This window comes from Halorussus litoreus, from assembly GCF_003382685.1.
Lineage (GTDB): Archaea > Halobacteriota > Halobacteria > Halobacteriales > Haladaptataceae > Halorussus > Halorussus litoreus.
Genome location: NZ_QLVG01000001.1, coordinates 21,894 through 45,230, shown reverse-complemented (window position 1 = coordinate 45,230; position 23,337 = coordinate 21,894). Strand labels below are relative to the sequence as shown.

The following is a 23,337-nucleotide window of genomic DNA, read 5'->3' as shown; positions in this document are numbered from 1 at the left end:
CAGTCGTTTCTTCGCTGGTTCGTATGCACAACGTCGATTACGTACACGTACACGAGAGTGTCTACGACGATCTCGAACAGTTCGACCCTCCCGAGCAGGAGCGAATCCTCGAGGATGACGACAGCGGAATCCGAAAACCGGAGTCGAAAGTCGAAACGTGGGACGCGGACTTTCGGAACTACGTGACCCCGCTCACGACCGGAAGCAACGAAACGCTGTACCGCCAGCGAATTGGAAAGTCGGACTACCGCGCGGACTACGTCAGAAGGGCCGACACACTCTGGTGTATCGGCGTCGGCGAACGCGATACGACGTACGAGCGCGATCTCGACGTTATCGTCAAACGGGCAGAGACGTTGTAAGCAATCAGCTCTCGAAAAGAGAACGCGTTTTAGTCGTCGCTGGATGCTGCCGCACCGCCGCGACTCACACCGGTTCCCGGCCCTACGTCGATGCCGAGTTCGGTCAGTTTCTCGTCTGGCACCACGCCGTCCTCCCAGTCGCGCACATCGTAGTACTCCTGCTTGAGTTCGTCGAGTTCGACGAGTTCGCCCTCGGAGCCGCCCTGGCCGGGGATGGCCTCGGCCTCGCCCTCGACGAACCGGACCGGCAGGTCGTCGTCGCTGCCGTCGAAGCCCGCGAGGTTGTTGAAGTACCGTTCGAGGTTGTAGATGCGCTCGCCCGCCTTCATCAGTTCCTCCTCGCTCACGTCGAGGCCGGTCATGCCGTTGTACTGGAGCACGTACTCCTCGACGCCCTCCGCGAACGCGTTGAACTTGCAGATGTCGAACGAGTCGCTGATGGCGTGCATGTTCTGGAAGGTCGCGCAGAGTTCACCCTTCCCGTCGGGGTCCTGCGGGTCGACCTTCTCCGGGATGCCGAGGATTTCGGCGGCGGGGGTGTACCCGCGGAGGTGGCAGGCACCGCGGTTCGAGGTGGCGTAGCCGATGGCCATGCCCTTCATCGAGCGTGGGTCGTAGGCTGCCATGGTCTGGCCCTTCACGTCGAGGCTCATGTCGGGGTCGCCCAGTTCCTCCGCGGCGCGCATCGAACCCTCGGCCAGCAGGTCCGCGAGGTCGTCATCGCGGTGGGCGATGCGCTCGATCATCTCGATCATGGTGTCGGCGTCGCCCCAGTCCAATCCTTGGTCGAGGTGGCCTTCTTCGGTGGCCTCCATCGCCATCGCCATCGTGTTCCCGGTGTCGATGGTGTCGATGCCCATGTCGTTACAGCGGTCGATCATCATCGCGACCTTGTCGCGGTCGTCGGACATCGAGTTGGGGCCGAGCGCCCACGCCGACTCGTACTCGTAGGACTCCATCCGGACGTTGTGGTCCTCGCCCTTGTGGTGGACCTGCACCTCGACCTCCTTCTTGCACGCAACCGGACAGGAGTGACAGGTGGGCTCGTCGACGAGGATGTTCTCGCGGACGTTCTCGCCGGAGACGTTCTCGGCGTCGATGTTGGGTTCGCTGGGGTCGTCCTCGGCCTCGCTGCTGGTGGAGGTGTACTGGGCGTTCCGCGTCGGCAGCCCGTCCATCTCCTCGGTGACGTTCATCAGGACGTTCGTGCCGTACATCGACAGCCCGCCCTCGTTCGGCGCGGTGACGTCCGACTCCTGGATGACCTGCATCGCCTGCTTGTGGCCCTTCCGGAACGTCTCCTGATCGGCGGGCTTGGGCATGTCGGTCGCGGACTTGACGACGACGGCCTTGAGGTTCTTCGACCCCATCACCGCGCCGGTGCCCCCGCGACCGGACGCCCGGTCGTCCTCGTTGATGATACAGGCGTACTTGACTCCGTTCTCTCCGCCGGGGCCGATGGCCATCGCCGAGAGGTTCTTGCCGTACGCGCCCGCCATCTCGTTTTCGATCTCGTCCATCGTTTCGTGGACGCCCCAGCCCCACATGTGCGAGGCGTCCCGTAACTCGACTTCGCCGTCCTCCACGACCGCGTAGACGGGGTCGTCGGCCTTCCCCTCGAACAGCAGGCCGTCGAAGCCGGCCCACTTGAGCCGCGCGCCCGACCAGCCGCCGTGGTGCGAGTCGGTCACGGTGCCGGTGAGCGGCGACTTGGTGACGACCGCGATCCGACCGCTCATCACGGCTTGCGAGCCGGTGAGCGGGCCGTTCATGAACGCGAGCAGGTTGTCGGGGCCGAGCGGATCGACGTCGACCCCGTTGTCGAACACGTACTTCACGCCGAGTCCCCGCGCGCCGATGTACTTCCGGGCGTCGTCGTCGTCGACGCTCTCGTAGTCTACTCCCTCGTCGCTCAGGTCGACGCGGGCGACGTGGTCGTGGTATCCGCCTAGGTCAGTCATAGTAACGTCCTATAATTATATTGGGCCGCCAATGTGTTAGTGATTCCCTTGATCGGGTAACCAAATCCGGTTACGCCGACTGCACCGGACGGGCGGCGGTGGACCCTCGTCTACGACCGCCGCGCCTCCGAACACCGCTGCCTTCGACCGTCAGCTTCGACTGCTGGCCTCGACCGCCGCCTTTTACCACCGGGGTTGCGAACCGCTGGTCGATGAACTTCGACGCAGTGCGCCCGCCGCGCTGGCTCCGCTGGGCAGCGGTCGCGTTCGTCGCGGGGGGTATCTTCTACGCCTCGGTGCTCGCCTCGCCGTCGAGCGGCCTCCCCTCGATGGGGCCGCTCGGCGTGCTCCGTATCGACAAGTGGCTCCACGCGACCGCCTACGCCGGGCTCGCGGTCACGCTCGCGAACGCGTTCGCGCCGCGCGCCCGCACCGCGCGCGTCGTGATATTCGCGGTGCTGCTCTCGGTCGGCTACGGCGTCGGCGTCGAGTTCGCGCAGGCCCCGCTCGCCGAGCGGTCCTTCTCGCTGGCGGACATGGCCGCGAACGCGGTCGGTGCGGGACTCGGCGTGGTAGCGTGGCGCGCGCTCGTCGGCGTCCTGCGCCAGTCGGGCGTGGAACCGGCCGTGGAGGCGGAGTTGTAGTTACTACTGGAGAGTCCGCGAGACGACGTTCTGTGAACGCCGAGGAGCCGTCGTGGACCGGGGCGTAGTGACCGGCGAGTATCCCGAAGCCGCTTTACACGCCCGACCACTACCCTCTGGCAATGAGCAAGCCGAGTCCCGACGCGTACGAGCAGGGGCGCGGGATGGACGCCCACAACACGGTGATGCGCGACATCCGGGCCCAGAAGGACGAGACCTACGACCCCCACGAGCCAACGCGGGTCTGGATCGACGAGGACCGAACGCCCGGCGGGGTGTACCAGAGCCTCACCATCATCCTCAACACCGGCGGGTGTCGGTGGGCGCGCGCCGGCGGCTGCACGATGTGTGGCTACGTCGCGGAGTCGGTCGAGGGCGGGTCGGTGGCCCACGACGCGCTGATGGACCAGATCGACGCCTGCCTCGCCCACGAGCGCGAGCAGATCGACTCGGGCGAGGCCGACGGCGAGTCCGGCCTGATCAAGATCTACACCTCCGGGTCGTTCCTCGACGAGCGCGAGGTCGGCGCGGAGACCCGCCGCGCCATCGCCGAGACGTTCGCCGACCGCGAGCGAATCGTGGTCGAGAGCCTGCCCGACTTCGTCGACCGCGAGAAGCTGGCCGACTTCACCAAGCAGGGACTCGACACCGACGTCGCAATCGGCCTCGAAACCGCGACCGACCGGGTGCGCCACGACTGCGTGAACAAGTACTTCGACTTCGCGGACTTTATCGAGGCCAGCGAGCACGCCGAGGCCGCCGGAGCCGGCGTGAAGGCCTACCTCCTGATGAAGCCGCCGTTCCTCAGCGAGTCCGAAGCCATCGAGGACATGAAGTCGTCGGTCCGGCGCTGTGCGGAGTACGCCCACACCGTCTCGATGAACCCGACCAACGTCCAGCGCTACACGATGGTCGACGAACTCTACTTCCGGGACGGCTACCGCCCGCCGTGGCTCTGGTCGGTCGCCGAAGTGCTCGAAGACACCGCGGACGCCGACGCCATCGTGGTCTCGGACCCGGTGGGCCACGGCAGCGACCGGGGGCCGCACAACTGCGGCGACTGCGACGACCGCGTCCAGACCGCCATCAAGGACTTCGACATCCGGCAGGATCCGAGCGTCTTCTCGGAGGTCTCCTGTGAGTGCGAGGCCACGTGGGAGGTCGTGGTCGAGCGCGAGACTAGCTACAGTCTGCCGCTGGCTCGCTAGACGGTCGAGTCTGGACGCTACTGAGGGCCCTGTTTTCGCCCGCCGAACTGCTCGACAGAGACCTCTCCACCCCGGCGCGCGTTTGGGCGCGGTGCACGCGCCGCGCCCTAGCGTGCGAGGGACGAACGACGAGCGAACGACGTGAGCGTTGGAGTGAGGAGGCTGGGGACGCGTGAGGCCCGCGGTGGCGGTGCGGTCTCTCATATGCCTCGGCAGTAGCTAGCTCCAACGAACTAAACACCGCTATCGCCACGAGATCGAACCGCAGCGTTCGTTATCGTGTCGTTGCAGTCGAGCCAGTTCGCCGGAACCGACGGTCTCGCCCCGGTCACCGACACGAACCGAGATTTCGTAGTCGCGAGCCGTCCGTAGGCTGGCGGCAGGGTTCGGCTCCGTCCCGAAATCGGTGCGCAGCCGGAGCCACGCCTCCGCGTCGTTGTCGTCGTCCAGACCGACCATTCTCCACGGAGGCGTCGGCTTACGACGCTTCAACGAGGCGTTCACTCGGCTAAGGCCGACCTACACCCCGGCTATCCACCGGATAACAAAGTCGTCGTCCGTCCACCGATTCTCTCGGGGGTGGCACGTCGGCGGCGACGCGCGGCGACCGGGGAGTGCGCCGCGCCGCCCACACGGCGTGTCGGATACGATGTCCGAGGCAAGGGGCGACTACGAAACTATCTTCTGTTCGAACGGCTGGGTAGAGATCCGCAACAGCGCGGAGACCGACGACCAGTGGATCGCGACCGACGAACCAGTCTCGATAGAGCGATGACGGAACTGGAGTTCGACGCATGACGGTATCGGTCGAACCCATCTCGGCGTGGTCGGCGGTCGTCGTACTGGCGTGGCTGCTCGCGGTGGGCGTGGTCTGGTTACTGCTGGTCGCGCGCGGTCGGCGCTCGAAGGCGTGATCGACTGTCGAATCGAAATTGTCGCGGAACTGCAAAATAGAGTCGATACTCAGTTCTCGAATCCGTGGAGGATACCCTGTCCGTCTGTCGGGGCCACGTCCGGCAGGCTGGCGCGCTCGGGATGGGGCATCAGCACCGCGACGTTCTCGCGCTCGCCGGCCACACCCGCGACGTTCTCCGTCGAGCCGTTGGGGTTGGCCTCGTCGCTGACGGTCCCGTCGGCGTCGCAGTATCGGAAGAGAACGCGGTCCTCGTCGTTCAGGGCGGCCATCCGGTCGTCCGTGATCTCGAACCGGCCCTCGCCGTGGGCGATGGGGAGTTCGAGCACCGCGCCCTCGTCGTAGGCTTGGGTCCACGGCGTGTCGGCGTTCTCGACCCGGACGTGGACGTGCTCGCACTGGAATCGTGCGGACGCGTTGGTGGTGAACGCGCCGGGCGTGAGCCGCGATTCGGAGCCGATCTGCGCGCCGTTGCAGACGCCGAGCACGGGCGTCCCGGCCTCGGCGGCTTCACGGACCTCCCCGACGATGGGGCTGTTCGCGGCGATGGCTCCGGCCCGGAGGTAGTCGCCGTACGAGAACCCGCCGGGGAGCACGACCCCCGAAGCGTCGTCGGGCAGGCCGTCCTCGTGCCAGACGAGTTCGGCGTCGATTCCGAGATGCGAGAGGGCCTGCTCGGCGTCGCGGTCGCAGTTGCTCCCGCCGAATTGGACTATTGCAACCGTCATTCTCGGGATTCGACCGCGACCTCGTAGTCGTGGATGGTCGGGTTCGCGAGCAGGCGCTCGGCCATCTCCTCGGCGCGTTCGGCCGCCGATTCGGCCGACTCGGCGTCGAGGTCGAGTTCGAACCGGTCGGCCGACCGGAGCGCGTCCAGCTCGAAGCCGAGTCGCTCCAGCGCCCGCTGGGTCGTCTGGGCCTCGGGGTCGAGGACGCCCTGCTTGAGGCGCACGGTGACCGTGGCGGTGTAGCCAGTCATCGTGTCGGTGTGGTCGTCCATGCTCAAAAGCCCTTTCGGAATCCGAGTTCGTTCCACGAACGTGAATACCTCTTCGAGGGCCTCCACGTGAGGAAGTCTTGCACCAAGCCCGCCCTTTTTGGCTCTCCGGCCCGTTAGAACCTACACTCATGCCCTCCGAGCAGGCTAGAATCTCTATGCAGTTAGCGACCGCCGAGCGGATGCCTACGCAGAAAGCGACTGCAGATCGGGTGAGACGATGAGCCGGCGCGAGTTGACCGAGATCACCGTCGTGGGCGACGACGACACCGGACTCGTCGCTGGCGTGACCTCGCTGCTCTTCGAGCGCGGAATCAACATCGAGGACATCGATCAAGCGGTTCAGGACGGGCTGTTCCGGATGACGATGCACGTCGACACCACAGGGATGAACGCCACCGAGGAGGACCTCCGCGCAGAACTCCACGGCCTCGGCGAGGACCTCGCGGTCGACGTGCGGGTCCGGTTCCCAGCCGACCGGGAGACCCGCCGCATCGCGGTGCTGGTCACAAAGGAGTCTCACTGCCTCGAACGCCTCTGCGAGGCCCGCGAGAACGGGACGCTGGACGCCGAACTCTCGGTCGTCGTCGGCAACCACCCCGACCTCCGACCGGTCGCCGAGGAGTACGACATCCCGTTCCACCACGTTGGCGACGAGAGCGGCAACCCCGACGAGGACGAACTGCTCGACGTGCTCGCGGAGTACGACGTCGACCTCGTGGTGCTCGCCCGGTACATGCGCATCCTCGGGCCGAACGTCGTGTTCCGATACGAGGGCCGCATCATCAACGTCCACCCGAGCCTCCTGCCCGCGTTCCCCGGCGCGAAGGCCTACCGGCAGGCCCGCGAGGCCGGCGTCCGCATCGCGGGGGTGACCGCCCACTACGTCACGACCGACCTCGACCAGGGGCCAATCGTCGCCCAGCGCGCGTTCAACGTCCCGGACAAGGCGGCCGTCGAGGAGCTCAGGCGGCGCGGCCAGCCCCTCGAAGCCGAGGTGCTGCTGGAGGCGGTCCAGCTCCACCTCGACCGCGCGGTGACGGTCCACCGCGGCCGCACCGAACTCCGCGAGAGCACGAACGGCTACCAACTCGGCATGCCGTCCGAACTCGACCGCGAGACGCCCGACCGGCCGACCGACGACGGGCTCGCCCCGCGAGAGGCCGACGGAGAGGTCGCCGAGACGGAGGCTGACGAGGAGCCCACCGACCCCGAGACTGCCGAGGAAGTCGCCGAGTCGACGGCCCGGCAGTAAAATACCCGCCGCCCTCGGGCGGTAACGTGACGATGGGTTCGACTAGTCGGTGGATAACAAAGACGACACGCCCGCAACCGGGAGGCGATGCGTTCTCGGGATGCCGTGAGAGTGCTGTTCGTCGCGCTCGTCGTGGCGTCGTCGTTCGTGGTGGCCTCGGGATACCTCTCGGCCGACACCGCCGGGTCGGAGGCGGGTCGCCCCGCGTTCGACGCCGGGGCGCGCGACGACGTTACGGTGATCGCCACCGACTCGAACACGTGGCTCGGCGAGTCTGCTGAGGGACCGCGAGCGCGAGCCGAACTCGTGGCGTTCGCGCCGAACGGGAGCGTGCTGTACTACGACGATTCACACACGCGCTACTGGGACGTCGACCCCGTGGATCCCGACCTGAGCCCCGTCGGAAACGAGAGCACGACCGTTCTCTCCGTGGCGGCCGACCACCTCCCGGCGTCGGAGTGTGGCGGCAGCGGAGAGGCCTGCACTCGAAACGTGGTCGAGCGCGTGAACCTCTCGACCGGCGAGGTGAACCGGCTGTACGCCAGAATCACGCCCGGCAAGCACTCGACGCGGTGGCACGACGTCGACCGCGTGAGCGAGGACCGGCTCGCGGTCGCCGACATCGCTCGCGACCGGGTGTTCGTGGTGAACACGACCACGGAACTCGTGGAGTGGTCGTGGGACGCCCGGAGCCACTTCCCGCTGGAGAGCGGCGGCCCGTACCCCGAGGACTGGACCCACATCAACGACGTGGAGGTGATCGACGACAGCCCGCGGTTCGACGACGGGACGCTGATGGTCAGCGTTCGCAACCACGATCAGGTCGTCTTCCTCGACCCCGAAACGGGCGTGATCGAGAACATGACCCTCGGCGAGGACGGCGACCACGACACACTCTACGAGCAGCACAACCCCGACTACATTCCGGAGTCGCAGGGCGGGCCCGCAGTCCTGATCGGCGACTCCGAGAACGACCGGGTGGTCGAGTACCAGCGCACGAACGCGAGCGACGGCAGCGGCGGGAGCGATGGGGGCGACGGCGAGTGGCGGACCAGCGGCGAGTGGGAGCGGTCGTGGGTCTGGTCGGACGCCCGAGCACAGTGGCCCCGCGACGCCGACCGACTGCCGAACGGCCACACGCTGATCACCGACTCGAACGGGAACCGCGTGGTCGAGGTGAACGAGGCGGGCGAGATCGTCTGGCAGGTCGACGTAGCGTTCCCCTACGAGTCCGAACGACTCGGGACTGGCGACGAGAGCACGGGCGGCCCCTCCGCAGCCTCGGCCGACCTCCAGTCGCAGAGCGGCGGTGCGACCGGTGACGGTAGTGCGAGCGGGGACGGCGGTGAAGCAGGTGGGCCGGGCGAAGCCGAGGCCAGGGACAGCGCCGATAGCGAGGACGGACTGGCGGTCGAGTCCGGAGTCACGGGTGCGCTCGAACGCGCGTGGCAGGTCGTCGAGAGCCTGTTGCCCGGTCGGACCGCGAACGCGCTGATGTACGTCACGCCAGTCTGGATGGCCGGCCCGGAGCTGCTCGCGCTCGGCGTGCTGGTGCTCACGCTGCTGCTCTGGCTCGCTGCGGAGGCCTACTGGTCGTCGTGGACCGCGTCGGTCCGGAGTCCGGTGTCGCTCTCACGGCGGAAGTAGAGTCAGTCTCACGCTGTCAGTTCCGCACCGACGAGCGACCAGTCGGCAACGCGTGACTCTCCACGTAATTCGCGGTAGCTCGGCAACCGATCTGGAGATGGATACCTCGACGGAACGGGAAAATTTATCGACACGTGTGAGGTTGCTATCGTATGGATCAGTTCCACTGCTCCAGAACCGTCCTCGCCCTCGTTCTCGTGCTCTCGCTCTTTTCGGGCTGTCTCCAACCGTTCGGCGGCGACGACCCAAGCGAAACCGAACTCGGTTCGTACCTGTTGACCGCCGAGAAAGAGTCCGTCGCTCCGACGCCGGACCGCGTAATCGACTTCGAGGAGCTAACACCTCGCCAGCAGAACACCTTCGAGCGAGCGATGAACGGATCGTATCCCTCGGCGAGGGTGCCGACCGGCGTCGACCACGAGGTCTGGGTCGAACACGAGTACGTCCGGTATCGAAACGAGACGTACTCCGTGAGCGTGGCCGTCCCCTGAATCGACCGGTCGAGGCTCGGTCAAGCTATCGTCGCGCCTCACCCAGACTTCCGGGCCAGCACGAAGCAGGCCTCGCCGCCGAACGAGTCGTCGACGACCCGCCGCCAGATCACCTCGAAGCCCGCGGCGTCGAGCAGCGACGCGCTCTCGCCGGGGCCGGGAACGCTCCACTGCATCTCGACCCCGGTGTCGAGCCAGTCGTCGTTGGCACCTTCCCACCTCGCGGAGCCGACCGTCATCAGCAGGTGGCCGCCCGGCCGGAGGACGCGCGCGAACTCGCGGGCGGCGTCGGGGTGCTCGTCGCTCGGCACGTGGATGACCGAGTGGTAGGCGGCCACGCCGTCCACGGCGTCGTCGGCCAGCGGGAGGTGGGCGAGGTCGGCTTGCGCGAACCGGCCGCGCGGCGCGTGCTCGCGGGCCAGCCGGACCTGTTCGCGCGAGATGTCGAGCCCCACGAGGTCGAGGTCGGAGTCGGCCGTGAGGGACGCCGCGACCGGCCGCCCCGCGCCACAGCCCGCGTCGAGGACTCGGGCGTCGGCGGGCAGGCGCTCGCGGAATTCGTCGAGGAACGCAGGGTCGTCGCTCCGCCGGGAGTCGTACTCGTCGGCGAGTTCGTCGTAGCCGTCCTGGACTGCGCGCTTCTGGTCGGTCATGAGTCTTTTCGGTGTCGGAATTCTCGTGAGGTCGGCTGGTAAGCGTTTCGCGTCTCTGAGTTGCGTTATCAAAAGTCACTGGCTGCTGTGGGAATTGTTGCTGCACTCCGAACGCGGGAAACGACGGCCCGACGCTAGCTATCGCTTGAGCATCGGAGAAACCGCATAGCACCGCGACCGCGGGCCTCAGACCTCCCCAGCCTCCTGCGCTTCTCGGCCTTCGGCCTGCGATGCTCGTCCCTCGCACGCTAGGGCGCGGCGCAGCCGTGCGCCGCGCCCAAACGCGCGCCGGGGTGGTACGTCTAGGGTTCGAGAGATACCAAAAATCAGTGGCAGGCTCGCCGTCAAGTCGATTACTTCCCACTCAGAGGTTCCGAACCGCCGCGACGGCCTCGTCGAGCGGCGGCGCATCGAACAGGTCGCGGTCGATGTACGCGTTCGTCCCGGCGGCGTAGAGGTCGCGGGCCGCCTCGATCACCTCGTCGGCAAGCGGTTCGGGTTCGCGGTCGCACAGGGTCTTCCAGTCGGCGCGGTGGCGGGCCTTCGCCTCCGCTTTGGCGTCCTCGACGGCGTCGACCCAGTCGGGCTGGGTGCGCTTGTGGTACTGGCGGAGGAACTCCTTGCTGACCTGCTGGCCGTGGTAGCTGAAGCGGTTCTCGTCGAAGGTGCCGACCACGTCGGCGACCCGGACCTCGCCGTTCAGGTAGAGACACTCGATCTTGCCGTCCTCGTGGACGAGGTCAGCCTCGGCCGCGCGCTCGGTCACGACGCGGTTGACCTCGCGGGCGAGCGATTCGAGGTCCTCGACCGCCGCCTTCCCGGCGATGCGGTCGGCCGCGCTCGGCGAGAGGTAGCGGTCGCTCTCCTCGTACTTGGTCGAGAACTCCACGATGGGCTCCTCCAGTTGGACGACGCCCTCGGGCCACTCCGGGAAGTCGAGGCCGTGGTCGGCGGGGTCGGTGCGCTTGCGCAGGCTCGACCCCGGCGGGACGCTGTTGCGGAAGACGACCTCCAGCGGGACGAGGTAGTTGTCTCCGGCGTCGGCGAAGTAGGCGTCGTAGTCGTAGTCGCGGCCGTCGCGTGGCAGGTCGGGCACCTGCGTGAGGTCGATTGCCATCCCGGTCGGCGGCTCGTCGGCCTCCGCGAGCGGGACGACGTCGCCGGACTCGGTGTCTTCGTCTCGCGAGTCGGAGCCCCCCGCTCGACCCTCCGAGGCGCTTCCCGCCTCGCTCACCACGCCCCGATAGTGGGTCGGCACGCCCTCGGCTTCCAGTAGCTCGAAGTTGTACGCCCCCATCGAGCAGAGGCTCGCCCCCTTGTCGGTGATCTCGTCGGGCATCTTGCCCCAGTCGAACACCGAGTAGTCGTCGGTGAACTCGAACGCTCCGGAGCCGAGCGAGTCCGCCGTGGGCTCCGACTCGACCCGGAACTCCTTCACGCTGGTCACTGCGACCGCCTCCGTGCGGTGGCGGCTCTGGGCCGCACCCGCTTGTCGGTCATGTGCGAGGGGTCGCCGCCGCCGGACTAAGGCGTTTCCATTCCCGTGTGGACTGCCGCCCCGAGCACGGCCGGACGTATGCACGTTCGCGCATGAACTGGCCGTAGAGTCGGCCATAGATTGCCCCGGAGCCTCTAGCGATCCAGACCACACTGCCGTAACCCGGCGGTTTTTACCCCTCGCACTCCTCGTCCCCGGTGATGGAAGACGCGGTTCCGACGAACGTTCCGCGGGAAGCGTTCGACTTCGAGCACGTGCCCGACACCGACCGGTCGTTCGAGACGGCGCTGGCGAAGGCCAGAGACGGCGACCGACTCGGCGTCGACGACGCCATCGAACTGCTGACCACGGGCACCGACAGCGAGGGCATCGACCTCGCCCGCAAGGAGCGGGTGCTGGAGGCCGCGGACCGCCGTCGTGAGGCGGTGGTCGGCGACGCCGTCACCTTCGTCGCCAACCTCAACAACAACGTCACCACGGCCTGCAACACGGGCTGTCTGTTCTGCAACTTCAAGGACACCGCGGAGAACTTCGAGAGCGCGTCGCAAAGCGACGCGGACGGTCGAGCGGCGGAACCGCGAGACGCCGATGCAGAAACCGACCACGCCGGGTTCACCAAGACGCCGGCCGAGTCCCGGGAAGTCGTCGAGTCGGCCCGCGAGATGGGCATCTACGAGGTCACGTCGGTCAGCGGCCTCCATCCCGCGCTGGCGCTCGACGACGAGCACAAAGCCATCCTCGAATCGAGCGACCGAGGCGACCTCAACTACAAGTCCGCCGACGCCTACGTGACCGACCCCGGCACCTACGTCGAGCAGATGGAAGCGATGAACGTCGAGGGCGTCCACCTCCACTCGATGACGCCCGAGGAGGCCTACCACGCCCGCCGGGGCACCGACTGGTCGTACGAGGAGGTGTACGGCCGCCTCGCCGACGCGGGCCTCGACAGCGTGCCCGGCACCGCCGCCGAGATTCTCGTCGACGAGGTCCGGTCGGTCATCTGCCCGGGCAAGATCGGCACCGACGAGTGGCTCGACGCGATGGAGGCCGCCGCGTCGGTCGGCCTCGACACGACTGCGACCATCATGTACGGCCACGTCGACAACGAGGCCCACCGCGCGATGCACCTGAAGCGAGTCCGGGACCTCCAGGACGAGACGGGGGCGATCACGGAGTTCGTGCCCCTTTCGTTCGTCCATCCGAACACGCCGCTCTACGAGCGGGGGATGATCGAGGGCGGCGCGACGGTCCACGAGGACGAACTCATGATCGCGGTCTCCAGACTGTTCCTCGACAACGTCGAGAACGTCCAGTCGTCGTGGGTCAAGTACGGCGACGAGCAGGGGCTCAAGATGCTGTCCTGCGGGGCGAACGACTTCATGGGCACCATCCTGAGCGAGGAGATCACCAAGCGCGCAGGCGGGGAGTTCGGCGAGTTCCGGAGCGTCGCCGAGTACGTCGAGATGATCACCGCAATCGGCCGAACGCCCGTCGAGCGCTCGACCGACTACCGACAGCTGCGCGAGATCGACCCCGACGACCCGCCGTTCGGCCCCGAACTCGCCCCGGCCGCCGACGGGACCCCGATGGTCGACGCCGAGGCCACACCAGCGACCGCCGAGGACCCCTCGCCGGCGGACGACTGAGATGCCCGTCGAATCCACGCCGCGACCGGAGGACCAACGCGGATGATGAACACCACCCACGCCGCGATGGGGGTCGCACTCGCGGCCCCGCTCGTCGTCGTCGCGCCCGAGTTCGCGCTCGCCGCCGCGCTCGCGGGCTTTTTCGGCGGCTCGTTTCCCGACCTCGACCTGCTCGGCGGCCAGCACCGCCGGACGCTCCACTTCCCGGTCTACTACTCGGCGGCCGCGCTCGTCGCCGCGCTCGTGGTCCTGTTCGCTCCCCAACAATCGACGGTCGCCGGCGCCTTCTTCCTGCTGTCCGCGGCGGTCCACTGCGTCGCGGACGCGGCGGGCGGCGGCCTCGAACTCCGACCGTGGGAGGCCACCGACGACCGCGGGGTGTACGTCCACCCGGCGGGTCGCTGGGTCCGGGCTCGCCGGTGGATCCGTTACGACGGCGCTCCCGAGGACCTCCTGCTGGCGGCCGTCTTCTCGCTGCCGGGACTCGTGCTGTTCGACGGCTGGGTACGCCGGCTAACGGTCGCCGCGCTCTCGGTGTCGGTGGTGTACGTGGCGGTCAGGAAGCGACTGCCGGACGTCGAGATGCGGTACCTGCGCTAATCAAGATGCAGTACCGTCGAGAACGTCGCGGTAGCGCTCGCCGGCCTCGTCGTCGGCACCGAGCGCGTCGCGAATCGGGTCGGAGATCCACTCCTCGTTCGGGTCAGAATCATCGCTCGTCCTAGAATCGTCCTCGGACAGAAATCGCTCGTACACCGGCAGGCGCTCGCGCAAGGGGACGCCGGCCGACTCGGCGATGTCCTCCAGTTCGCGCAGCGCGGGCCACTCGTAGTCGGGGTTGATGTGGTCGTCCGTGATCGGCGACACGCCCCCGAGGTCGTCGACGCCGCAGTCGAGCAGTTCGCGGGTCGGCGAGAGATTCGGCGGCACCTGCACCGAGACCGCCTCTGGGAGACAGTAGCGAGCCATCGCGACCACCCGGCGCATCGTCTCGACGGAGGGCTGGTCGAACGTCGAGCGCTCGTTCGGCACCACGTTCTGGACGATCACCTCCTGAATGTGGCCGTAGCGCTCGTGGAGGTCCCGGATGGCGAGCAGGCTCTCGGCCCGGTCGCGCCAGTCCTCGCCGATGCCGACCAGCAGGCCCGTGGTGAACGGGACGCCGAGTTCGCCCGCGTTGCGGAGCGTGTTCAGACGCTGGCCCGGCGACTTCTCGCGCGGGCCGGCGTGTGCGGCCACGTCGGCGGTTGTTTCGAGCATGACGCCCATCGAGGCGTTCACGTCCACGACCGTCGCCATCTGCTCGCGCGTCTGGTCGCCGGGGTTGCTGTGGGGAAGCAACCCCGCGTCGAGCGCGATCTCGCAGACCTCTCGGAGGTAGTCGTGGATGGAGTCGTGGCCCCACTCGTCGAGTTGGCCGTGGATGCGGTCGTAGCGGTCGTCGGGGTCGTCGCCGAAGGTGAACAGCGCCTCGGTGCAGCCGGCGTCCGCGCCCGTCTCCACGATGTCCCGGACCTCCTCGGGCGAGAGCAGCGACGCCTCGCCCGGCGGGTCGAAGTAGGTGCAGTAGGTGCAGGTGTACCGACACGCGGTGGTGAGGGGGACGAACACGTTCTTCGCGAAGGTGAGTTCGTCTGCGGGCGCGACGTCTTCCGGGCCGACGTCGAGGAGTCGCTGGACATCGGACTCGTCGATGGCGACGCTCACGTCGTACTCGTCGGCTCCCGGAATGTCGGCACCTGCCATCGGCTCTCCATTCCCGTGCGGACCGGAAAACGATTGCTACTCCCGGACCACGCCCACTCGACTGTCGTCGCTCGACAGCGCGAACCCCGCTGCCTTCAGCCACTCGAACGACTCGCCTGCTCGCGGTTCCACCGTCTGCTCCCGGGCCTCACCCGCTCGCACGGTACGAGGGACTCCGTCCCTCGCTACTCGCGTTTCCGAGGCGCGTCGCGCCTCGCTCGAGGAGTGGATCAACACCTCCGCCAAGTCAGCGCGCTCGTCCACGTCGGTCGCCAGCCGATGGGAGTCCACCACCTCGACCTCGGCCCCAACCTCACTCGCTCGCTCCAGATGATCCAGGAACGAGGTTCCGTGGTAGTCGACCCGGAACTCGCTACTGCGGACCACCAGCGCGTTCGTGCCGCCGCCCCGACCCGGCGCGATGGTGACCTCGCCGTCGGTTTCGAACAGCCGCGCCAGCGCGTCGGGGGTCGCCAGCGCGAGGTCGGCCATCACTATCGCGACCGGTTCGTCCATCCCCTGCTCGCCCGTCGCCTCGGCCAGCACGGCGTTTACGGCCTCCGTGAGCGGTCGGTCGTCCACCGTCACCGGCGCGTCCACGTCGACCGGCGCGGTCGCCAACACTTCCGGGGTTCGACCGGCCGCTCGCACCGCGGTGAGCACGTCGGTCAGCATCGCCGCGGCGAACGCCGAGCGCTCGTCGGGCGACAGCACGTCGGCTAACCGGGTCTTGGGCTCACGCGCGGCGTACGGCACGACGACTCGCATCTCACCTCCATCCTCGCTCGCCACGGGTTAAGGACCTGTGGAATGCAGTCGCGAGAGCGAACGCGCGAAGAGCGGAGCGGCCGTCCAAGATTTTAAATCCGAGAGCGGGACGAAACGGTGGTGTGCCCTGACCGCAGTCGCGAGGGGTCGAGGCGGGAGCGCGGCGCGCCCCTCGCGGTGACGATTCCACGCGCCGCCTGCAAGCTCCTCGGCTCGGCTCTGGCGAAAAAATGGGACTCCACCGTCGCGTTCGAGTCCATCGCGACGCGAAAAGACGGTTCGGAAACGAAGCCTCGTCAACCCAGTTTGTCGTAGTCGTCCTGCTGGGAGCGGTACCAGAACACGGCACCGACCACCAGCACCAGCGCGACCAGTCCGAGGCCGCCGTACAGCAGCATCTGGGTCTGCTGGCTCGACTGCTGGGCCGAGTTGGCGCTCTCCTCGGCGTCGCCGGCGAGACTGTTCGCGTTCTCGAAGTTGCCGTGGTCGAACGCCGAGATAGCGCGGTCCAGCAGATTGGTGGCCTCCGAGACGCTCGCGCCACTATCCTCGGCGTCGGCTATCGTCCCTTCGGCGCTTGCGATAGCGTCGCGGGCCTCGTCGCTGTCTTGGGTGTACGGCCGGAAGGCCCAGGAGTCGAGGGAGTCGCTACTGCCGCCTTCGCGGACCTGATTCAGCTCCGCGAGCAGCGTCTGCTGGGGCGGGTCGTAGTTGAACGACTCCACCTCGGCGACCGTCCCTTCGACGACGACCTCGATCTCGAAGGCGTCGCTCTGCTGGAGCGAGTGGTTGAACGACTGTCCGTCGTAGGACGTCTGGTTCAACTTGTCGCCGCCTTGGTCGTACAGCTTGACGGTCCACGTCACGTCGGTGAGGTTCGTTTCGCCGTTCAGCGTCCACGAGTCGTACTCGCTGAACGGTCGCTCGACGGTGAACGTGGTCTCGACGCTCTCGCCGACCTCGGCCTCGGAGGGCGCGTCGCTGGCCGACACCGACAGCGCGGCGGCGGGGCTGACCGCCGATACGAGGAGGGTGGCCGCGAGCAGGAGCGTGAGTAGCCTAGAATAACGGTTCGAGTTCATCGTCATCATCCTCCACTAGCTCTTCCAAGTTCTCTTCGCTCTCCTCCCGGATGTCGTCGATGTTCTCCTGGGCCTCGATGGCGACCTCCTGGAGCTCCTTGATGCGGGGTACGTTGTTGACCCCCGACAGGAGGACGACGCTGGCGACGTAGTTCGAGTCCGCGACCGGGTAGTCGCCACCCCGGACCTCCATCGAACCGGTCTGCTCTTCGAGCCACTTCCGCCCGCGCTCTATCCCTTTCCGGTTGAGGTGCTGGGGCGGACCGCTCAGAACGAGCAGGGCGCGCTCGGACCCCTCGATCTCGCAGGGAAGGGTGAGCCGGCCGAGCGCGGCCTTCCGGACGAGGCTCGTGATGCGGTTGGTGGTGTTGGCGCTGTCCATCGAGTCGTCCTCGTTACCGGTGAATCGCGAGAGCAGGCCGCCGCCGGACTTGTTGTTCTCGACCTCCTCGGCCGCGTAGCCGATGGTCGAGACGCCGCCGCCGGCGAGCGTGTTGATAATCTCGCTCGAGTCGACCACGCTCTCGGCGACCTCCTCGTCACCGTCGATCTCCCCCGCGCCGAACAGGATGCCGAACCGCCGGACGATCTCCTCGTTGATCTCGGCGTAGCCGCTCTCGATGGACTCGCCGGACTGTCGCCACGCGTCGTTGTCGAACACCATCAGGTTGTCCACCTCGCGGACGAACGTCTGGAACGACCGCGCGGCGTTGAGGGTGTATATCCCACCTTCGTCGCCTCCGGGCAGGATGCCGAGCCCGTACACCGGCTCGGTGTAGATGCGTTTGAGGTGTTTGGCGAGGACCGGTGCCCCACCGGAACCGGTACCACCACCCATCCCGGCGACGATCAGGAACGCGTCGACCTCGTGAACCGGGATTGTGTCGACCGCGCCCTGGATCTCGTCGATGTCCTCCTCGGCGATTTCCGCGCCGAGCTCGTTGTCTGCGCCGACGCCGTGCCCCTTGACTCTGGACTGACCGATGAGGACACGTTGCTCCTGGGGGATCCGGTCGAGCCCCATCAGGTCGGCTTTCGCGGAGTTAACCGCGACTGCCGACCGTACGATGGAGCTGCCCGACCGCTGGTCGTGCTCCAGGAATTTGTCGACGATCTTCCCACCGGCCTGCCCGAAACCGATCATTGCGAGCTTCATTTTCCGAACCGTACTCCGTTGGGAGAAACACAACCACGAAGGCCTCATAATCCTTTTGGTCCGTTCGGCGATGGTCGGCGTCGAACGGAAACGACCGATTACTCCAAATCGCCCGAGGGAAACGGGTCGTTTCCCAACGGTTGGAAAATCACCAACAGCTAGGGAACATGTCCCTTTAAGTTTATCCGCGCGGCGACGTATCACTGACGGACGGTAACTGCGCCCGCGTCAGACGCTCGTCTTGCCGGTCGCGGCGGGATCCGTGGCCGCCGGGATGCCGAGGTACTCCGCGAGCGTGGTCAGGGCGGACTCGTCGACTCCGAAGGCCGAAACGTCGTTGTCCGCGACGGTGTTCGAGACTTTGAGCGACCGGTACTGATCGCTCCCGAAGGGGACGAACGGCACCGGGGCGGCAAACGCCAGTCCGAGGCGGGCGAGCGCCATCGGAACGGGCAGAATCTTCACCGACTTGCCCTCCGCGCGGTAGGCGAGCCGCGTCACGTCAGCGAGGGCCAGCACCTCGGGACCGCCGATCTCGTAGGTTTCACCGTCTCGTTCGGCCTCGACGCACGCCGCGAGCATCGGGGCGAGCTCCTCGACCCAGATTGGCTGGAACGGCGTGCGTCCGCCGCCGGGCAGCGCCGTGACGTACGGCGTCGTGAGGAGCTTCGTGAACGAGACGAACTCGCCGCCGTCGCCGAATATAACGGAGGGCCGGAAGATGGTGTGGGCCAACTCCGAGTCCGCGACCACCTGTTCGGCCTGTCCTTTCGACCGCAGGTACTCGGTCGGACCGGTCGCGTCCGCGCCGAGCGCGCTCATCTGGACGAACTTCCGCACGTCGTTGGCCTCGGCCGCGTTCACGAGGTTCTGGGTCCCGCCGAGGTGGACCTCGGTGTGGGATTTCCCGCCCGAGGGCTTGAACAGCGGCGAGAGCGACACGAGGTTGATGACGGCGTCCTGGCCCGCCAGCGCGCCCTCGATGGAGTCGTAGGCGGTCACGTCACCGCGAGCAGTCTCGACGCCTTCGGGAAGGTCGGCGTCTGTCGGGTCCCGCGCGAGGACGGTCACGTCGTGGCCGTCGCCGTCGAGTTCGTCCACGAGGTGCGTGCCAACGAAACCAGTTCCGCCCGCGACGAGTACGTTCATACCTCATGATAGGTATCCACGGAAGGTAAAGCTACTGCTGCGGACCTGAGATTCGGTGAACCGCCCGGTTCCGGATGGCCGGAAAGCCACCGCCCTGGTGGACTGAAAGGGCGAGGCGGGTCGCGTTCACTTCAGTCGTCTCAGCGACCACTATCGGCGCGGGCGGTGCGGAGAGCGCCGATATGTCGCTGAGCGACCGCGAGCCCGCCGAGGGCTTTCGAAAACGGAGTATCCGGGCTGTAATCCTCTATGCCGTCGTTTTCTCAGTAGTGATCTCCCGAGCGACGAGATCAATCTGACTAATTTAATTCTGCTAGGCGCGACCCACAGCGCTTTATACCGAGCCGGAACCACCTCGGAGTATGCTCGTGACTCTGGAGGGTCTCGACGGGAGCGGCAAGACGACGGTCTGGGAGGTGCTCCGCGAGGAGTTCCCCGATCACGTCTACACCCGCGAGCCCACCGACACGTGGTACGGCGAGGCGGTCGACCGCTCGGTCGAAGACGACGACGCCGACCCCATCGCCGAGCTGTTCCTCTACACCGCCGACCACGCGGCCCACCTCTCGGAGACGGTCCGGCCCGCGCTCGCCGAGGGGAAGGTCGTCGTCTCGGACCGCTACTCGGACTCCCGGTACGCCTATCAGGCGGTCAGCATCGAGGAGCATCTCAAGCGCCCGCTGGAGTACATCCGGGGCGTCCACCAGCCGTGGACTCGCCCGCCAGACGTCACGCTGTACTTCGACGTGGACCCCGAGACGGGCGCGGCCCGGAGCGGCGCGACGAACAAGTTCGAGCAGACGGCGTTCCTGAGCCGCGTGCGCGAGAACTACGAGCGGCTCGCCGACGCCGAGCCCGAGCGGTTCGTCCGCATCGACGCCACGCGTTCGCCCGAGGAAGTCATCGACTCGGCGGTGGACGTGTTCGAGCGCCTGCTCGACGAGCACGACACCGCGGACGGCGCGGACGAGGCAGACGCGAAGAACGGTCAGGACGGCCCCGAGGAGTAGCTCTTTTGCCCCCGGCGGCGTACCCGGACGCATGGCCGACGAGGACGCTGGCCGGGTGGACGAGGGTGCTGGCCGTGTTGGCGACCGCGAGCGCTCGGGCGCTCGCGGTCGCCAACACGGCGAGACGGAGGGTGTCGGCGGGCGCGCAGCCGGGACGCGTCCCGAGCGCCCGGGCGCGCCGCGCAGTCACGGCCGCGAGACTGACGGCCCCGACACCACCGATCTCGGCTTCTCGCTGCCGCCCATCACGCTCCCGGAGATGCGACTCCCCGAGCGCATCCGGCTCGTCTTTCCGATTCCCGACCCGCCGGAAAAGGTCAGCAAGCCCGTGCGCATCGAGGCGTCGCGGGTCCTACTCGCGGTGGTCCTCGCGGACGCGCTCGACGCATTCGTGGTCGCGTTGGCGGGCCCGGAGACGCTCGCGTGGGCGCGAGGCGCGGTCGGAATCCTGGTCTCGGTGGTGCTGGTCGGCGGGCCGGGCCTGCTGTACGCGTGGGAACTGTTCGCCATCCTCGGCGGGATTGGCGTGCTGTCGCTCGCGCCGACGCTGACCGCGCTCGTGCTGGCGCGCCTCCTTCTCTCCCAGTAGTCCGTATCGTTCGGGAGGAGCCCAGCAACAGGGTCATGGGCGCTCGGCGAGTAGAGGGCACAACGAGACCGACATGCTCGACGAAACGCAGGACGCCGAGAGCGACCGCGAGTCCGCGGGGGACGGCGATTCTCCCGCCACGGGCGCGACGGACTCCACGACTCCGACTCCGGCCAACTCCACAGCGACGACCAAGTCCGCATCGGAGGACTTCGACGAAGCCGCCCTCTCCGTCCAGGGGCTGTCGAAGACGTTCGGGAGCGGTGAGGACGCCGTGACCGCGGTCGACGACATCTCCTTCTCGGTCGCGCCCGGCGAGGTCATCGGGCTGCTCGGCCCAAACGGTGCCGGGAAGACGACCACCATCAAGTCGATCCTCGGGCTGATACTCCCCGACGAGGGCGAGGTGAACGTTCGCGGCATCGACGTGTACGACCGCCCCCGGCAGGCCTACGAGCACGTCGACGCGATGCTGGAGGGTGCCCGCAACGACTACTGGCGGCTCACCGTCCGGGAGAACCTGCGGTACTTCGCGGCCGTCCGCGGGCAGGACCCCGACGCGCTCGCCGACCGCCATGACGAACTGCTCGACGCGCTCGACCTCGCCGAGAAGGCCGACACCGCGGTCCGGGACCTCTCGCGCGGGATGAAGCAGAAGGTGTCGCTGGCGAGCGTGCTGGCCGGGAGCGTCTCGGTCGCGTTCCTCGACGAGCCGACGCTCGGCCTCGACGTGGAGAGTTCGCTGACACTCCGGCGCGAACTCGTCCGGCTGGCCGAGGAGCGGGGCCTGACGCTGGTCATCTCCAGCCACGACATGGAGGTTGTCGAGGACGTGTGCGACCGCGTCGTCATCATGAGCGAGGGGCGCATCGTCGCCGACGACACGGTCGAGAACCTGCTCGCGGGCTTCGAGACGCAGGGCTACCGCATCACCGCGCGGAACCTCGACGAGGCGGCGCTCGCCGACCTTCACGAGCGCTTCGACCTGAGCGCGGTCGACCGAACCGGCGGTCGCACCCGCTTCGAGGTGGCCGCAGACACCGCGGCGTTCTACCGCCTGACCGACGCGCTGGAGCGCCACGGCGTCGAACTCGACGGCGTCGACACCGTCCAGCCGGATCTGGCCGAGGCGTTCGTGGAGATGACGGCAGCGGGCGGCGGACGGGTCGCCGAAGCCGGCCCCGAGCTACAGGGTGGTGAGAGCCGATGACCACCGCGACGCGTCAGCGCCGGGCCCGCAAGTACTATACCCTGCTGAAGGCGGTGGTGTACCGTGACCTGCTCGTCTGGGTCCGGTACCCCGTCAACGCCGCGCTCGGGCTGTTCATGGGCGTGTTCTTCTTCGGACTGATGTTCTACGGCGGGACGCTGGTCGCCGGCCAGGCCATCTCCGACACCATCGAGGGGCTCATCGTCGGCTACTTCCTCTGGACGCTCTCCATCGGCGCGTACTCGGGTATCACCAACGACGTTCGCTCGGAGGCGAGTTGGGGCACGCTCGAACGCCACTACACGACGCCGTTCGGCTTCGGGCCGGTGATCCTCGCCAAGGGACTCGCCATCGTGTTCCGGACGTTCCTGACCTCGTCGGTCGTGCTCGCGCTGATGCTGCTGATGACCGGAACCAGCCTCGACCTCAACTTCCTCACGGTCGTTCCGGTGGCCTCGCTGGCAATCGCGTCCGCGCTCGGCCTCGGCCTGGCGATGGGCGGCCTCGGCGTGCTGTACAAGCGCATCGGCAACGTGGTCAACCTGCTCCAGTTCGCGTTCATCGGCCTCATCTCGGCTCCGGTGTTCGACCTCTGGTGGGCGAAGTTCCTCCCGCTGGCCCAGGGGAGCGCGATGCTCCAGGAGGCGATGACGGAGGGCGTCCGCCTCTGGGAGTTCGAGCCCGCGGCGCTGGCTATCCTCGTCGGAACGGCGGCCCTCTACCTCGGCGTCGGCTACGCCGTCTTCGGGCTGACGACCCGGCGCGCACGCAAACTCGGCGTGCTAGGTGACTACTGACGGCGAGCGCAGCTCTTCGACCGAACTTGTTCGGCCCGTACTATTCCCGGACGGGACGCCTACCTTCGACCATGGAGACGGAAGCCACGGGGACCGCCGAGCGGTCGACTGGCGACGGGGTTGGCGAGCGCAGCCAAGGGGCTGGCGAGCAGGCGAAGTATCCTGCGAGAGAGGAGGAGTCCGCGAGCTCGACCGAGACGACCGTCGAGGTGCGCTGCACCGGCCACGTCCGGACCGCGGTCGGCGAGCCCAGCATGGAGTTCACCTTCGAGGGCACCACGCTCCGGGCGCTCCTCGACGCCTTCTTCGCCCAATTCGACGTGAAGGACCTCCTTATCGCCGAGACCGAGGCGGAAGCGACCACGAGCGGGTGGGCCGACGCGCCGGAGGACCTGCCGGGCAAGTGGGAGAAGAACCCCGAGGGCGAGCAGACCCGGACCTACGCCCGCGTCGCAGTCAACGGCACGTTCAACGAGCACCTCGACGGCCTCGACACCCGCCTCGCCGACGGCGACCGCGTGGCACTTATGTACCCGTTCATCTTCTGTTGCTGAT

24 protein-coding genes are annotated in these 23,337 nt (G+C 67.5%); 14 read left to right on the top strand and 10 right to left on the bottom strand.

Features of this window, described 5'->3' with window-relative positions; translation table 11 throughout:
• The first annotated feature begins 23 nt into the window (after positions 1–23).
• Positions 24–362 carry a hypothetical protein gene (locus tag DPQ64_RS09095; RefSeq protein ID WP_115864041.1) on the top strand — a complete coding sequence of 113 codons (339 nt, stop codon included), beginning with the start codon at positions 24–26 and terminating at the stop codon, positions 360–362.
• A gap of 29 nt (positions 363–391) precedes the next feature.
• Here the strand turns inward: DPQ64_RS09095 and DPQ64_RS09090 are convergent, their stop codons facing one another.
• Complete coding sequence (locus tag DPQ64_RS09090) at positions 392–2,323, bottom strand: aldehyde ferredoxin oxidoreductase family protein (protein WP_115864040.1); 1,932 nt, start codon at positions 2,321–2,323, stop codon at positions 392–394.
• 212 nt (positions 2,324–2,535) lie between these two features.
• On the opposite strand from DPQ64_RS09090, the gene DPQ64_RS09085 reads away from it, so the two are divergent.
• The 3 genes from DPQ64_RS09085 (at position 2,536) to DPQ64_RS19770 (ending at position 4,950) form a co-directional block, all read left to right on the top strand.
• Entirely contained in the window at positions 2,536–2,967 is a 432-nt protein-coding gene (locus DPQ64_RS09085; RefSeq protein ID WP_115864039.1) for a VanZ family protein, read from the top strand.
• 122 nt (positions 2,968–3,089) lie between these two features.
• Entirely contained in the window at positions 3,090–4,175 is a 1,086-nt protein-coding gene (locus DPQ64_RS09080; RefSeq protein WP_115864038.1) for an archaeosine biosynthesis radical SAM protein RaSEA, read from the top strand.
• A gap of 649 nt (positions 4,176–4,824) precedes the next feature.
• A complete protein-coding gene (locus tag DPQ64_RS19770) occupies positions 4,825–4,950 on the top strand; it encodes a hypothetical protein (RefSeq protein WP_269814477.1) in 126 nt (41 codons plus the stop codon).
• A 188-nt stretch (positions 4,951–5,138) separates the two neighbouring features.
• On the opposite strand, the gene purQ is transcribed toward DPQ64_RS19770, so the two are convergent.
• Both purQ and purS read right to left on the bottom strand, forming a co-directional pair.
• The gene (gene purQ, locus DPQ64_RS09070; protein WP_115864036.1) at positions 5,139–5,816 is read right to left on the bottom strand and encodes a phosphoribosylformylglycinamidine synthase I; all 678 of its coding nucleotides are present in this window, start codon (positions 5,814–5,816) and stop codon (positions 5,139–5,141) included.
• On the bottom strand, positions 5,813–6,067 hold the full coding sequence (gene purS / locus DPQ64_RS09065; protein ID WP_115864144.1) for a phosphoribosylformylglycinamidine synthase subunit PurS: 255 nt from the start codon (positions 6,065–6,067) through the stop codon (positions 5,813–5,815). Before purS ends, purQ begins: the two co-directional genes overlap by 4 nt.
• Before the next feature lie 238 nt (positions 6,068–6,305).
• Between purS and DPQ64_RS09060 the strand changes: the two genes are divergently transcribed.
• The 3 genes from DPQ64_RS09060 (at position 6,306) to DPQ64_RS09050 (ending at position 9,478) form a co-directional block, all read left to right on the top strand.
• Entirely contained in the window at positions 6,306–7,340 is a 1,035-nt protein-coding gene (locus DPQ64_RS09060; RefSeq protein WP_115864035.1) for a formyltetrahydrofolate deformylase, read from the top strand.
• 87 nt (positions 7,341–7,427) lie between these two features.
• The gene (locus tag DPQ64_RS09055; RefSeq protein WP_115864034.1) at positions 7,428–8,987 is read left to right on the top strand and encodes an arylsulfotransferase family protein; all 1,560 of its coding nucleotides are present in this window, start codon (positions 7,428–7,430) and stop codon (positions 8,985–8,987) included.
• Between the two features lie 152 nt (positions 8,988–9,139).
• Complete coding sequence (locus tag DPQ64_RS09050; protein WP_115864033.1) at positions 9,140–9,478, top strand: hypothetical protein; 339 nt, start codon at positions 9,140–9,142, stop codon at positions 9,476–9,478.
• A gap of 38 nt (positions 9,479–9,516) precedes the next feature.
• Here the strand turns inward: DPQ64_RS09050 and DPQ64_RS09045 are convergent, their stop codons facing one another.
• Positions 9,517–10,131, bottom strand: coding sequence for a class I SAM-dependent methyltransferase (locus DPQ64_RS09045; protein WP_115864032.1), 615 nt, complete (start codon positions 10,129–10,131; stop codon positions 9,517–9,519).
• Between the two features lie 364 nt (positions 10,132–10,495).
• Positions 10,496–11,578, bottom strand: a complete 1,083-nt coding sequence (locus tag DPQ64_RS09040; protein WP_115864031.1) for a phosphoribosylaminoimidazolesuccinocarboxamide synthase — start codon at positions 11,576–11,578, stop codon at positions 10,496–10,498.
• Between the two features lie 251 nt (positions 11,579–11,829).
• Between DPQ64_RS09040 and cofH the strand changes: the two genes are divergently transcribed.
• Complete coding sequence (cofH, locus tag DPQ64_RS09035) at positions 11,830–13,275, top strand: 7,8-didemethyl-8-hydroxy-5-deazariboflavin synthase subunit CofH (protein ID WP_115864030.1); 1,446 nt, start codon at positions 11,830–11,832, stop codon at positions 13,273–13,275.
• 42 nt (positions 13,276–13,317) lie between these two features.
• Entirely contained in the window at positions 13,318–13,875 is a 558-nt protein-coding gene (locus DPQ64_RS09030) for a metal-dependent hydrolase (RefSeq protein WP_115864029.1), read from the top strand.
• Here DPQ64_RS09030 and cofG read toward each other — a convergent pair whose 3' ends face one another.
• From cofG to DPQ64_RS09005, 5 genes are all read right to left on the bottom strand, one after another.
• Positions 13,876–15,021, bottom strand: coding sequence for a 7,8-didemethyl-8-hydroxy-5-deazariboflavin synthase subunit CofG (gene cofG, locus DPQ64_RS09025; RefSeq protein ID WP_115864028.1), 1,146 nt, complete (start codon positions 15,019–15,021; stop codon positions 13,876–13,878).
• Positions 15,022–15,057: 36 nt separating this feature from the next.
• Positions 15,058–15,789, bottom strand: a complete 732-nt coding sequence (gene cofC / locus DPQ64_RS09020; RefSeq protein WP_115864027.1) for a 2-phospho-L-lactate guanylyltransferase — start codon at positions 15,787–15,789, stop codon at positions 15,058–15,060.
• 296 nt (positions 15,790–16,085) lie between these two features.
• Positions 16,086–16,871: a hypothetical protein gene (locus DPQ64_RS09015; protein WP_115864026.1), complete on the bottom strand. Its 786-nt coding sequence runs from the start codon at positions 16,869–16,871 to the stop codon at positions 16,086–16,088.
• Positions 16,849–18,027: a tubulin/FtsZ family protein gene (locus DPQ64_RS09010; RefSeq protein ID WP_115864025.1), complete on the bottom strand. Its 1,179-nt coding sequence runs from the start codon at positions 18,025–18,027 to the stop codon at positions 16,849–16,851. The genes DPQ64_RS09015 and DPQ64_RS09010 overlap by 23 nt, the downstream gene beginning before the upstream one ends.
• Positions 18,028–18,255: 228 nt before the next feature.
• On the bottom strand, positions 18,256–19,176 hold the full coding sequence (locus tag DPQ64_RS09005; protein ID WP_115864024.1) for a complex I NDUFA9 subunit family protein: 921 nt from the start codon (positions 19,174–19,176) through the stop codon (positions 18,256–18,258).
• A gap of 362 nt (positions 19,177–19,538) precedes the next feature.
• Here DPQ64_RS09005 and tmk point away from each other — a divergent pair, with 362 nt between their 5' ends.
• The 5 genes from tmk to DPQ64_RS08980 all read left to right on the top strand — a co-directional run bounded on the left by tmk (position 19,539) and on the right by DPQ64_RS08980 (position 23,336).
• The gene (gene tmk / locus DPQ64_RS09000) at positions 19,539–20,186 is read left to right on the top strand and encodes a dTMP kinase (protein WP_115864023.1); all 648 of its coding nucleotides are present in this window, start codon (positions 19,539–19,541) and stop codon (positions 20,184–20,186) included.
• A 31-nt stretch (positions 20,187–20,217) separates the two neighbouring features.
• A complete protein-coding gene (locus tag DPQ64_RS08995; RefSeq protein WP_115864022.1) occupies positions 20,218–20,775 on the top strand; it encodes a hypothetical protein in 558 nt (185 codons plus the stop codon).
• Between the two features lie 73 nt (positions 20,776–20,848).
• Positions 20,849–21,985, top strand: a complete 1,137-nt coding sequence (locus DPQ64_RS08990) for an ABC transporter ATP-binding protein (protein ID WP_115864021.1) — start codon at positions 20,849–20,851, stop codon at positions 21,983–21,985.
• Positions 21,982–22,782: an ABC transporter permease gene (locus DPQ64_RS08985; protein ID WP_115864020.1), complete on the top strand. Its 801-nt coding sequence runs from the start codon at positions 21,982–21,984 to the stop codon at positions 22,780–22,782. Before DPQ64_RS08990 ends, DPQ64_RS08985 begins: the two co-directional genes overlap by 4 nt.
• Positions 22,783–22,853: 71 nt before the next feature.
• Entirely contained in the window at positions 22,854–23,336 is a 483-nt protein-coding gene (locus DPQ64_RS08980) for a MoaD/ThiS family protein (protein WP_115864019.1), read from the top strand.
• The last annotated feature ends 1 nt before the right edge of the window (position 23,337 follow it).